This window comes from Streptomyces sp. NPDC058371, assembly GCF_042723265.1.
Taxonomy (GTDB): domain Bacteria; phylum Actinomycetota; class Actinomycetes; order Streptomycetales; family Streptomycetaceae; genus Streptomyces.
This window is the reverse complement of record NZ_JBHXJC010000001.1, coordinates 25471-37512: the sequence shown is the minus strand read 5'-3', so window position 1 is coordinate 37512 and position 12042 is coordinate 25471. Positions and strand designations below refer to the sequence as shown.

Sequence of the window (12042 nt, the reverse complement as noted above, 5' to 3'; positions counted from 1 at the left end):
GGCGCGGCGTGGGACCGCGGCGGTGTGCGAGCCAGTGCGGTGGTCAAGGTCCCGGAACGTCCTTCTCGACCTGAGGGAAGAGCGGTTCCGGTTCCATCGCATCCGCCGCGGTCCCAGCCACTCCCCCACGGGGGTGCCCCGAACCCCGTCCGGCGGCGCGAACGTCCTGTCGCGCCCAGCCTCGCGCCGTCGGACGGCAACAACAGCACACTTCACCGGCAGAGAGCGCCGGGTACGGATGGTCCCGTACCCGGCGCTCTCGTTGCTGCCCGGAGCCCGGCGCCGCTCGCTGTCGTGCGGGGCCCGCGGGGGCCCGGTGGACAGCGGGTGCCCGTCGGGCCCGTCGGCGTGCGGATCCGGTCGGCGGGCGGGAGTCTGAGGGCATGGACTATCCCAGCATCGTTGTGCACGCGCCCGGCCTCGACGGCTCGCGGAGAGTCACCGTGGGGGACGAGAAGCTCGGCATCGCGTACCACCTCGACGACGTCGTCGAGTTCCTGCGGCGCGCCGGTCTCGACGCGATCGAGGTCGAGGAGAGCGACATCATCGAGTGGCAGGGCGGCGGCCCGGACCACTGGCCCGGGCTGTCGGAGGATCCGGCGGAATGACGACGGACGGTACTTCTCCGGTGCTTACGCAAGCGGGCGTACCTCGCCTACGGAACCCTCAAATCCAGCTCTGAACACCGGTGCCAGGGCTTCAACTTCCCCCGTGCATGGGCACATCCTCGACACAGGAGGCCCGCCGACACGGGGGCGGCGGGCCTCGTTCCGGGGGAGCACCACGTCGGCGGTACGACGGTCGGGCGCATGCCGTCCACCGTCGTACCGCCGACGACAGCCTCGCGACGCGGTGAGTCTCGTGGAACCCGCGCTCCCGTCGCCGAAGCGTCCCGGCCGGCTCCTCGGCCGGCTCAGAGCATGCGAAAGGGGCGGCTCACTCCCCCCCGGGCTGAGCCACCCCTACGCGGTCCTCGGACCGTTCTCGCTCTCCGACCTGGGTCAGACCTTCAGCGTCTTGATCGAGGTCGGCGCGTGACCGGGCTCGGTCGCGATCTCCTCGAACTCGACGACATTGCTGATGTCGTTCGTCTTGCTCATCGCGATGTTGGTGACGCGCTCCAGGATGGCCTCGACCACGACCGGCACCTGGAACTCCGCGGCGAGCTTCTTGGCCTGCTCGAATGCGGCGCCCAGCTCCGCCGGGTCGGTGACCCGGATCGCCTTGCAGCCGAGACCCTCGACGACCTTGATGTGGTCGACGCCGTAGACGCCCAGCTCCGGCGAGTTGATGTTCTCGAACTCCAGATTGACCTGGAAGTTGATGTCCAGACCGATCTGCGCCTGCCGGATCAGGCCCAAGTAGGCGTTGTTCACCAGGACATGGACGTACGGGATCCGGTGCTGCGCGCCGACGGCCAGTTCCTCGATCATGAACTGGAAGTCGTAGTCACCGGAGAGCGCCACGACCTGGGCCTCCGGGTCCGCCTTGGCGACACCGAGCGCGGCCGGGACCGTCCAGCCCAGCGGGCCCGCCTGACCGCAGTTGATCCAGTGCCGCGGCCGGTAGACGTGCAGCATCTGCGCGCCCGCGATCTGCGAGAGGCCGATGGTGGTGACGTACCGGGTCTCCGGGCCGAAGGCCTTGTTCATCTCCTCGTAGACGCGCTGCGGCTTGATCGGGATGTTGTCGAAGTGCGTACGGCGCTGGAGGGTCGCCTTCTTCTCCTGCGCGGACGCGGCCCAGTCGGAGCGGTCGGGCAGCTTGCCCGCGGCCTTCAACTCCCGTGCCACCTCGACGAACAGCTCCAGGGCGGCCTTCGCGTCGGACGCGATGCCGAAGTCCGGGGCGAAGATCTTGCCGAGCTGGGTCGGCTCGATGTCGACGTGCACGAACTTGCGGCCGGCCGTGTAGACGTCCAGCTTGCCGGTGTGGCGGTTGGCCCAGCGGTTGCCGATGCCGAGGACGAAGTCGGACTCCAGGAAGGTCGCGTTGCCGTAGCGGTGCGAGGTCTGGAGGCCGACCATGCCGGCGTTCAGCTCGTGGTCGTCGGGCAGGATGCCCCAGCCCATCAGCGTCGGGATGACCGGCGTGCCGGTCAACTCGGCGAATTCCACCAGCAGTTCGGACGCGTCGGCGTTGATGACGCCGCCACCGGCGACGATCAGCGGGCGCTCGGACTCATTGAGCAGCGTGATCGCCTTCTCGACCTGCGCGCGGGTCGCTGCGGGCTTGTAGACCCCCAGCGGCTCGTACGTCTCCGGGTCGAACTCGATCTCCGTCAGCTGGACGTCGATGGGCAGGTCGATGAGGACCGGGCCCGGACGGCCGGAGCGCATCAGGTGGAAGGCCTGCTGGAAGACGCCGGGGACCTGGGCGGCCTCCAGCACCGTGACGGCCATCTTGGTCACCGGCTTGGCGATCGAGGCGATGTCGACGGCCTGGAAGTCCTCCTTGTGGATCACGGCGGTCGGCGCCTGGCCCGTGATGCACAGGATCGGGATCGAGTCGCCCTGCGCGGAGTAGAGACCGGTGATCATGTCGGTGCCGGCCGGCCCCGACGTACCGATGCAGACGCCGATGTTGCCCGGGTGAGTCCTGGTGTAGCCCTCGGCCATGTGCGAGGCGCCCTCGACGTGGCGGGCGAGGGTGTGGCTGATCCCGCCGGCGGCCTTGAGGGCCGCGTAGAAGGGGTTGATCGCCGCGCCCGGGACACCGAACGCGTCGCTGACGCCCTCGCGCTTGAGGATCTCGACTGCCGCGCGGGCAGCGGTCATACGAGCCATTGAGTACTCCTGCTTCGGCTGTCGGATTCGCGCTCCCGTCGCGCCCCTCGGAGAGCCATGTGATTCCGTGTGTTGACCCGCATCACGATTTCCGTATTGCGGAAAGTAACTTCTACTATCTGGAATCAATGTAAGTGGCGGTACGAGGGGCCGTCAAGAGCGGGGGGAGCGGGCGCCGGGGCGGCACCGGCAGCGGAGGGCCCGGCGGTGCGCCCTCGTTCGTGGCCGGGGCCGCGGCGGCGGGTGCCGTCGTGTGCCTTCCTTTCGGGGCCGGGGGCCGCAGGGGCGGGTGCCGTCGTGTGCCCCCGTTTCGGGGCCGGTGGCCGCAGCGGTGGTGCAGGCGCGTGCCCCCTTTTCCGTGGCGGAATCCGAGCGCGGTCATCGGGCCGTTCGGCTGCCGGCAGGGCGGCGGCTGGAGGACGATGGGGGCGCTGTCCCCGACACGACGTCTGTCCTGGAGTGGGCCCATGGCCGAGAGCGTGCCGGTGCGGTGCCCGGCCTGCCGCCGCGAGCACTTCTATTCCGCGCCGTCCTATCCCTGCGTGTGCGGTGCGCCCGTCTCGCCGCCGCTCGACCGCCGCACGGCGCCGCTCGCCGTCACCCACCGCACCTGGGACGAGGACTGGGTCGGGGTCCGCTGCGCCGCCTGTGGCCGTGCGGACCAGTGGCCCCATCCCGAGCTGGGGTGCGCCTGCGGTGCGGTGCTGCGGATCGCGGTGGCCGGGACGCCGCTACGGCCGGCGCACGGTCACCCGCTCGACGGGTCGCACACCCACCCGCCCGCCGAACCCGGCGTCCCCTCCACCGCCGACCCCGATGCCGCTCCCGGCCCGGGGGCGGCCCCGGGCCCCGCACGGGAGAGGCGGGCCTACGGCGGCCCCACCGGCACCCCGGCCTCCGGGGCGGAGCCCGACAGGGGCACGCACACCGACGGCAGTATGGACACCGCCGCCTCCAGGGTCGGGACCGACAAGGACCCAGGCACCGCCAGCAGTAGGGGCGCCGTCACCTACGGACTCGGGACCGACAAGGACCCAAGTACCGACAGCAGCACAAGCCCCGGCGCCTCGGCCTCCCACAGCGCGACGGACAGCGGCACAAGTCCCGGCACCTCGGCCGCCCAGGCCGTCACCGACCGCAGCGCTGACACCGGCACGGACCGCAGCGCTGACCCCGGCACCGGCACCGGCACCGAGCCGGGCAGCGCCACCGACCCCGGGCGGTCGACGTCGCCGGCGCCCGCCCCCGTACCCCTCGACCACCCCGGCCGCACCCGGGCTCCCCGTCCGGCGTTCCAGCCCGTCGCCATCCGGACGGCCCGGGACGCGGTGACCGTGACCGCCCTCTATCTGCGCTGGCTCGGGTACCGGGACGTCCGGCGGGCGGATCAGCGACCGCCGTCGGGGATCGGGCTCGCGGCCCGGGGCGTCCTGGCGCAGGTGGACCCGACGGTGCGCCCGGCCTCGCTGCGGGACGTGGAGTGCCTGTGGCTGACCGCGATGACGGAGTCCGCGGGCTGCGTCTACTTCTCGCTCGCGGGCTACGCGGACGACGCCCGCGCCCGCGCCGACGACCTGGGCGTCCCCCTCTTCGTCCTCGACCTCACGGGTACACCCCAGCCGGTCAACAGCCCGGCCGCCGACCTCGTCGCCACGGGAGCCTGAAGGCCGCCGCCGTACGACGCTGTGCCCGTACGACGGTGTCCTACGACGTCCGGCGGCGTTGGGCGACGTACGCGGCGCCGGGCATCCCGGGGCGCCCTACTCGCCGTACCCCTCGCGCAGCTCGATCTTCCGCACCTTGCCGGACACCGTCATCGGGAAGGACTCCAGGATCCGCAGCCGGCTCGGGATCTTGTAGTGCGCCAACTGCCCCTCACAGAAGGCCCGCAGCTCCGCCTGCGTGAGCGGGTCCGCAGGATCCCGCGGGATGACGCAGGCGAGCACCTCCTCGCCGTACCGCTCGTGCGGCACTCCGACCACCTGTACGTCGGCGATCTTCGGATGCGCGTACAGGAACTCCTCGATCTCCCGCGGGTAGATGTTCTCGCCGCCCCGGATGATCATGTCCTTGATCCGGCCCACGATCTCGACGTAGCCGTCGTCACGCATGACGGCGAGGTCGCCCGTGTGCATCCAGCGGCCCGCGTCGACGGCCTCCGCGGTCCGCTCGGGCTCGTCCCAGTAGCCGAGCATGACGCTGTAGCCGCGGGTGCAGAGTTCGCCGGCCGATGCGCGGGGCAGTGTCACTCCGTTCGCCGGATCGACGATCTTCACCTCGAAGTGCGGCAGGACCCGGCCGACGGTGCCCGTGCGGTGCTCCAGGTCGTCGTCCCGGCGGGTCTGCAGGGACACCGGCGAGGTCTCCGTCATGCCGTAGCAGATGGACACCTCGTCCATGTGCATCTCGGCGACCACCCGCTTCATCACCTCGACCGGACAGGGCGAGCCCGCCATGATCCCGGTGCGCAGCGACGACAGGTCGTACGACGTGAAGTCCGGCAGGTTCAACTCCGCGATGAACATGGTCGGGACGCCGTACAGCGAGGTGCAGCGCTCGTCCTGGACCGCACGCAGGGTCGCCGCCGGGTCGAAGGACGGTGCGGGGATGACCATGCAGGCGCCGTGCGAGGTCGCGGCCAGGTTCCCCATGACCATGCCGAAGCAGTGGTAGAAGGGCACCGGAATGCAGATGCGGTCCTGCTCGGTGTAGGCGATCAACTCCCCTACGAAGTAACCGTTGTTGAGGATGTTGTGGTGGGAGAGGGTGGCCCCCTTGGGAAAGCCCGTGGTGCCCGAGGTGTACTGGATGTTGATCGGGTCGTCGCAGGACAGCTCGCTCCTGCGGGTCCAGAGGTCCTCGTACAGATCGGGGGCTCCGCGCCGGATCAGCGCCTCCCAGCTCGGATCCCCGATGTACACGGTCTCGCGCAACTGCGGGCATTTCCCGCGCACTTGTTCGACCATGGCCCGGTAGTCGCTGCCCTTGTGGCTGAGCGACGCGAAGAGCAGCGAGATGCCGGCCTGCCCGAGGACGTACTCGACCTCGTGGGTGCGGTAGGCCGGGTTGATGTTCACCATGATCGCGCCGACACGTGCGGTCGCGTACTGCACGAGGACCCACTCGGGGCAGTTGACGGCCCAGATGCCCACCCGGTCACCCTTGGCGATGCCACTGGCGAGCAGCGCATACGCCAACTGGTCCACGTCGGCGGAGAATTGGGCGTACGTCCAGCGCCGCCCGGACGGCACGTCGACGAGCGCCTCGCGGTCCGGCCAGGCCGCGACCGCCCGGTCCAGACTGGCTCCGATCGTGTCCCCGAGGAGGGCCGTCCCGCTCGTCCCGTGGGCGTACGACAGTTCCGTCACCGGAAGTCCTCCTCGCGGTACTCGGCGTCCGAGCCCGCTGCCGTGGCCTCGCGCAGTTCGATCCGGCGGATCTTGCCGGAGACGGTCTTGGGCAGCGCGCCGAACTCCAGGCGGCGGATGCGCTTGTACGGCGCGAGGACGGTGCGCGCGTGCTCGAAGAGCACCTTCGCGGTGTCCGGGCCCGGCTCCCACCCCTCCGCCAGCACGATGTACGCCTTCGGGACCGCGAGCCGCAGTGCGTCCGGGGCGGGCACGACCGCCGCCTCCGCCACCGCCTCGTGCTCCAGCAGCACGCTCTCCAGCTCGAAGGGTGAGATCTTGTAGTCACTCGCCTTGAACACGTCGTCCGCGCGGCCCACGTAGGTGATGTAGCCGTCGGTGTCGCGGGAGCCGATGTCGCCGGTGCGGTAGTAGCCGCCGGCCATGGCCTCGGCGGTGCGGTCGCCGTCGCCGTGGTAGCCGGTCATCAGGCCCACCGGGCGGTTGGCGAGATCCAGCGCGATCTCGCCCTCCGCGGCGCCGGGCGCACCCGACACCGGGTCGAGCAGCTCGACCCGGAAGCCGGGGCTGGGTCGGCCCATCGAACCGGTCTTCAGTTCCTGGCCGGGGCTGTTGGAGACCTGGACCGCCGTCTCGGTCTGCCCGAAGCCGTCCCGGACGGTGACGCCCCAGGCGCGCCGCACCTGTTCGATGACCTCGGGGTTGAGCGGCTCGCCGGCGGCCACGGCCTCGCGCGGCGGGGTGCGCAGCTGGGTCAGGTCGGCCTGGATGAGCATCCGCCACACGGTGGGCGGGGCGCAGAAGGTGGTGACCCCGGCCCGGTCCATCTCGTCCATCAGCCGGACCGGATCGAAGCGCGTGTAGTTGTGCAGGAAGACGGTCGCCTCCGCGTTCCAGGGCGCGAAGAGGTTCGACCAGGCGTGCTTGGCCCAGCCGGGCGAGGAGATGTTCAGATGCACGTCACCGGGCCTGAGCCCGATCCAGTACATCGTCGCGAGGTGTCCGATCGGGTACGACGCGTGGGTGTGCTCGACCAGCTTGGGGCGGGCGGTGGTGCCCGAGGTGAAGTAGAGCATCAGCGGGTCGTCCGAGTGGGTGGGCCCGTCGGGCTCGAAGGTGACGGAGGCGTCGTCCACTCCCGCGTACGAGCGCCATCCCCCGCGCTCGTACGACGGCCGGTCCCCGGGCGGGCCGCCGACGGCGATCCGGGTGTAGTCGCCGGGGACGTCCGCGAACTTGTCGGTGTCCTCGGCGCGGGCGATGACATGCCGGACCCGGCCGCGTTCGACGCGGTCGCGGAGGTCGGCCGGGCCGAGCAGCGGGGTGGCGGGGATGACGACGGCGCGCAGCTTCATCGCGGCGAGGGCGGTCTCCCACAACTCGGCCTGGTTGCCCAGCATGACGAGGATGCGGTCCTCGGCGCGGACGCCCTGGGCGCGCAGCCAGTTGGCGGCGCGGTGGGACCTCTCGGACATCTCGGCGAAGGAGAGCCGGGTCCGCTCGCCGTTCTCCTCGACGATGTGCAGCGCCGTCCGGTCGTTCCCCTCTGCGATGACGTCGAACCAGTCGAGCGCCCAGTTGAAGTACTCCGGGCGGGGCCAGTCGAATCCCTCGTAGGCGGTCGCGTAGTCCTCGCGGTGCGCCAGCAGGAAGTCCCGCGCGGTCCGGAATTCGTCCGTCGCGCTCGTCTTCGCCGTCATGTGTACTCCTCGTTGCCGGACAGCCACCTACCATCGTGTAATCCGTGATGCAGGTCTCACCACCCCCGAACGGGGGGTGCGCCGCGATGAAGGGGCGAGCAGGTGGCAGCTGACGCAGCCGAGGTGGTCGAGATGCGTGGTGCGCTGCTGCGGCTGCGGCGTACGACCGGGCTGCCGGTGGCCTTCGGCGGACTGGTCGAGCCGGGGCGCGGACAGGTACGCATCAGCGAACTCAGCGGCACCGCGACGGCCGCGCTCAGCGCCCTCGCGGTGTCGTCGGGCAACGGCTTGGGCGGCAAGGCGGTGGCCCTCGCCCGCCCGTGCGCCGTGACGGACTACTCGTCCTCGCGGCAGATCAGCCACGAGTACGACGTCGCCGTCGCCACGGAGGGGCTCTGCTCCGTCCTCGCCGTGCCCGTGGTCGTACGGCGCCGGGTGCGCGCCGTCCTGTACGGCGCCCTGCGGACGGCCCAGCCGCTGGGCGACCGCACGCTGACCGCGGCCGTGCAGGCGGCGCGGGACGTGGAACAGGCGCTGGTCGTACGGGACGAGGCGCGGAGTCTGCTGGCCGCGACGCGGGTGCCCGCCGCGGCGTCCCCGGCGGCGTGGGAGGAGGTGCGGGAGGCGCACGGCGTATTGCGCGCGCTGGCCCCGCGCATCGTGGATCCGGCGCTGCGGGCGGAACTCCTGGAGGCCTGCGGGCGCCTGGCCGGCGCGGCGGGCCAGGAGCCCGCCGCCCGTGACGTCGGGCTGTCGCCCCGCGAGGTGGATGTGCTCACCTGTGTCGCCGCGGGTGCCACCAACGCGGTCGCCGCCGAGCGGCTGGGGCTGCGTCCGGAGACGGTGAAGGGCTATCTCCGCTCGGCGATGCGGAAGCTGGGTGCGCACACCCGCCTGGAAGCGGTGGTGGCCGCCCGCCGGGCCGGGCTGCTGCCGTAGGCCATGGGGCACCGGCCGCGTTGGCTTCAGGCCGCGTTGCGTTCCGACGCCGGGCCGGGTTGCCGGCGTAGCCAGATCTCGCCGGCCGCCTTTCGTTCCGGACGAGTCCTTTCGGCCGACGTCCGCCGGGGCACGGCTCCTTGGAGCACGGGGTGGGGGTGCCCCCAACGGGCCGTTCTCCGCCGCTCCGGGGGATTTGGTGCCCTGCGGGACCTTATAGGCCGTTCCGCGGGCCCGGAATCAACCCGTTCGGCAGAGCTGTGAGAGATCACCCATTCAATGACGGGCTCAATGAATTGCCTTATGCCTCGGCCTTGTTATTTCCCTCACCTCTCCGACCGTCCGAATTTCAAGGTTTCGTTGCCTAATATTGGCCCGAACACGACACACGAGGGGAGCGGTGACCGTGACAGGGGACTTCAAGGAGCCTGCGAGACCCCGCCCCGACCTGGTCATCGGCCGGGAGGAACTGGTCGCGGGCGCCCGCGAGCAGCTCTCCCGCGGGGGCAGTGTGCTGATCCACGGCCCGGCGGGAATTGGAAAGTCGACCGTACTGCGGGCCCTGGCCGCGGAATACGGTGAAGCCGCGCGGACCGTCCTGCGCTGTTCCGCCACCGAGTCGGAATCCCATCTCCCCTTCCTTGCCCTGGCCGACCTCCTCGGCCTCGTCCTCGACGAGGTCTCCCACGCGCTGCCCGCACCGCAGCGCACCGCCCTGGAGTCCGCTCTCACCGGCCGCGGTGAGTCCACCCTCCAGCGCGACGGACTCGCGCTGCGGCTCGCGGTGCTGTCCGTGCTGCGGGCCCTGGCCTCCCGCGGGCCGGTGCTGATCGTCGCCGACGACCTCCAGTGGCTGGACTCGGCCAGCACCGAGCTGCTCGGCTTCGCCGCCCGCCGCCTCGGCGGAATACCGGTGCAGATGCTGTGTGCGGCACGCACCGAGACGGAGCCGGAGGCGCAGCAGCACGACCGCCATCTACGCGCGTCCCCTCCGGAAACCCTCGCCGTGCGGGTCAACCCGCTCTCCCGCGCCCAGGTCGCCGAGCTGCTGAGCCGACGCGGCTACACGGGCCTGCCGCGGTCGACCGTGCGGGACATCCACCGCACCAGCGGCGGCAACCCGCTCTTCGCGCTCGAGCTGGGCCGGGCCCTGGCCGAGAGCCCGACCGCCCCGCGCCCCGGCGAACCGCTGCCGGTCCCGACCTCGCTGCGGGCACTGGTGCTGAATCGTCTCGGCATGCTCTCGCCCGAGGCCCGCCGCACCCTGCTCGTGGCGAGCGCGGGCGCCCGTCCCACCCAGGCACTGCTGCTCGCCGCGGGGCGCGAGAACGCCGAGACGGAGACCGCGTCGGCCGCCGCGCTCGGGCTGCTGACCCCCGAACGGGAGGGTCCGGTCGTACGGTTCGCGCATCCCCTCATCTCGGCGGCCGTGTACGCGGAGGCGACCCCGCAGGAGCGGCGCGCCGCCCATGCCGCGCTGTCCACGGCCGCCTCCGACCCCATCGAGCGGGCCCGCCATCTCGCCCTGGCCGCCACGGGGACCGACCCCCGGGTCGCCGCCCGGCTCGCGGAGGCCGCGACCGCGGCCCGGGACCGGGGCGCGCCGTCGGTCGCCGCGGGACTGGGACTGCTGGCCGCCCGGCACACCCCCGTGGACGGTGCGCCCGGCCCGGACGAGCGGCGGTTGCAGGCCGCGGAGGACGCGCTGACCGCCGGGGAGAGGGACCTGGCACGCGACATCGCCCGCGATGTGCTGGCCCGCGCCACCGAGCCCGCCGACCGCGTACGCGCCTGGATGGTCGTGATCGACGCGGCCGGGCAGGCCATGGCCGAGGTCGACGCGGTCTTCCCGCAGGCCCTCGCGGACGCCGGCGACGACCCGGGACTGCTCGCTCTCGTGCGCTACCAACTGGCGTGGCGCGCGCTGCTCGTCGAGGGCGAGATGGCCAAGGGCCGCGAGGAGGCGGCGCGGGCGGCGGAGCTGGCCGAGCGGGCCGGGGACCGGCGCACCGAGCTGCTCGCGCTCGCCTTCCGCGCCCAGATGGAGACCCTGATGGGGCACGCGGACGCGCCCGCGACCATCAAGCGGGCCATGCGGGAGCCGCAGGACCCGCGGGTGGCGTGCGACCACAACGGCGCCGGCGCGGTCCGCTTCCGCTGGCTGATCATGGGCGACCAGCTCGCCGAGGCGCGCACGACGATCACCGCTCTGCTGCGTGAGGTGCGCCGGCGCGGGATGGTCGAGAGCGAGGTGCACTTCCTGCGGGGACTCGCCGAGACGGAGCTGCGGGCCGGGCACTGCGGCCGCGCCCTCGACCTGGCCCGGGAGAGCCTGCGGCTGGCCCGGGACACCGGCATCGGGGAGGCCGCCACCGCCATGTTCACCTCGCTCGCGGAGGCCGCGGGCGGTGACGCCGGCCGGGCGCTGGTGCTGGCTCTGGAGGCGGTGGAACGCGCCGAGGACGACGGGGACCTGATCTATCTGTCGCGCGCGCTGGGCGCCCTCGGGCACGCCCACCTGGTCGCGGGGGACGCGCCGGCCGCTGTCCAGGCGCTGCGCCGGGTCAGGGAGTTGGAGGAGGGGCTCGGGGTCACGGATCCCGCGCGGGGCCGCTGGCACGGCGATCTCGCGGAGGCGCTGGTCCGGATCGGTGAGCCGGCGGAGGCACAGGACGTCATCGACACCACACGTGCGCGTGCGCTGCGCCTCGGGCGGGAGAGCGTTCTCGCCGTGCTCGACCGCGCCGAGGCGCTCGCCCGCGCGGCACGCGGTGAACTGGGCGCCGCCACCCGGCAGTTGACGTCGGCTCAGGACCGGCTGGCCAAGCTGGGATACGGGCTCGAGGAGGCGCGGGCGGCGTACGCGCTGGCGGGGCTGCGCACCCACCGGCCGGGCCCGACCTCGTACGACGAGGCCGCGCGGCTGTTCCGGCGCTGCCGCGCCCTGCCGTGGCTGCGCCAGGTCGAGACGGCCGCGACCGTGAGCCCGGCGCCGGTGATCGCCCCCGCCGCGCTGGACACCCTCGCCGCGACGGAACGTCAGGTCGCGGCGCTCGTGATGGAGGGCGCCACGAACCGCGAGATCGCCGCCCGTCTGTTCATCAGCGTCAAGACCGTCGAGGCCACGCTCACCCGCGTCTACCGGAAGCTGGGGATACGGTCGCGGGTCGACATCGTGCGGCTGGCGGCGGGTGGCCGCGCGGGCTGACGCCTGGACCGACTTCTGGGCACCGCGTGCCGGGATCATCC

6 protein-coding genes and 1 pseudogene are annotated in these 12042 nt (G+C 72.3%); 4 read left to right on the top strand and 3 right to left on the bottom strand.

All coding sequences use genetic code 11. From position 1 onward, the window contains the following. Positions 1–383 precede the first annotated feature (383 nt). On the top strand, positions 384–608 hold the full coding sequence (locus ACFWM2_RS00170; RefSeq protein ID WP_383271319.1) for a hypothetical protein: 225 nt from the start codon (positions 384–386) through the stop codon (positions 606–608). 393 nt (positions 609–1001) lie between these two features. Here ACFWM2_RS00170 and gcl read toward each other — a convergent pair whose 3' ends face one another. Further along, positions 1002–2786 carry a glyoxylate carboligase gene (gcl, locus tag ACFWM2_RS00165; protein ID WP_383271317.1) on the bottom strand — a complete coding sequence of 595 codons (1785 nt, stop codon included), beginning with the start codon at positions 2784–2786 and terminating at the stop codon, positions 1002–1004. 1283 nt (positions 2787–4069) lie between these two features. On the opposite strand from gcl, the pseudogene ACFWM2_RS00160 reads away from it, so the two are divergent. Beyond that, positions 4070–4450, top strand: a pseudogene (locus tag ACFWM2_RS00160) (hypothetical protein); the annotation flags it as partial. A gap of 96 nt (positions 4451–4546) precedes the next feature. Here ACFWM2_RS00160 and ACFWM2_RS00155 read toward each other — a convergent pair. After that, positions 4547–6154 carry an AMP-binding protein gene (locus ACFWM2_RS00155; protein WP_383271315.1) on the bottom strand — a complete coding sequence of 536 codons (1608 nt, stop codon included), beginning with the start codon at positions 6152–6154 and terminating at the stop codon, positions 4547–4549. After that, positions 6151–7854 (bottom strand): AMP-binding protein, encoded by a 1704-nt coding sequence (locus ACFWM2_RS00150; RefSeq protein ID WP_383271313.1) that lies wholly within the window; start codon positions 7852–7854, stop codon positions 6151–6153. Before ACFWM2_RS00150 ends, ACFWM2_RS00155 begins: the two co-directional genes overlap by 4 nt. Positions 7855–7956: 102 nt before the next feature. Here ACFWM2_RS00150 and ACFWM2_RS00145 point away from each other — a divergent pair, with 102 nt between their 5' ends. Both ACFWM2_RS00145 and ACFWM2_RS00140 read left to right on the top strand, forming a co-directional pair. Further along, positions 7957–8793: a response regulator transcription factor gene (locus tag ACFWM2_RS00145; protein WP_383271311.1), complete on the top strand. Its 837-nt coding sequence runs from the start codon at positions 7957–7959 to the stop codon at positions 8791–8793. A 400-nt stretch (positions 8794–9193) separates the two neighbouring features. Then, complete coding sequence (locus tag ACFWM2_RS00140; protein ID WP_383271309.1) at positions 9194–12001, top strand: AAA family ATPase; 2808 nt, start codon at positions 9194–9196, stop codon at positions 11999–12001. The last annotated feature ends 41 nt before the right edge of the window (positions 12002–12042 follow it).

Excerpts from the sequence above, each read along its gene's own strand:
- gcl (WP_383271317.1), bottom strand. The coding sequence starts at position 2,786 with ATGGCTCGTATGACCGCTGCCCGCGCGGCAGTCGAGATCCTCAAGCGC.
- ACFWM2_RS00150 (WP_383271313.1), bottom strand. The coding sequence starts at position 7,854 with ATGACGGCGAAGACGAGCGCGACGGACGAATTCCGGACCGCGCGGGAC.
- ACFWM2_RS00170 (WP_383271319.1), top strand. The coding sequence starts at position 384 with ATGGACTATCCCAGCATCGTTGTGCACGCGCCCGGCCTCGACGGCTCG.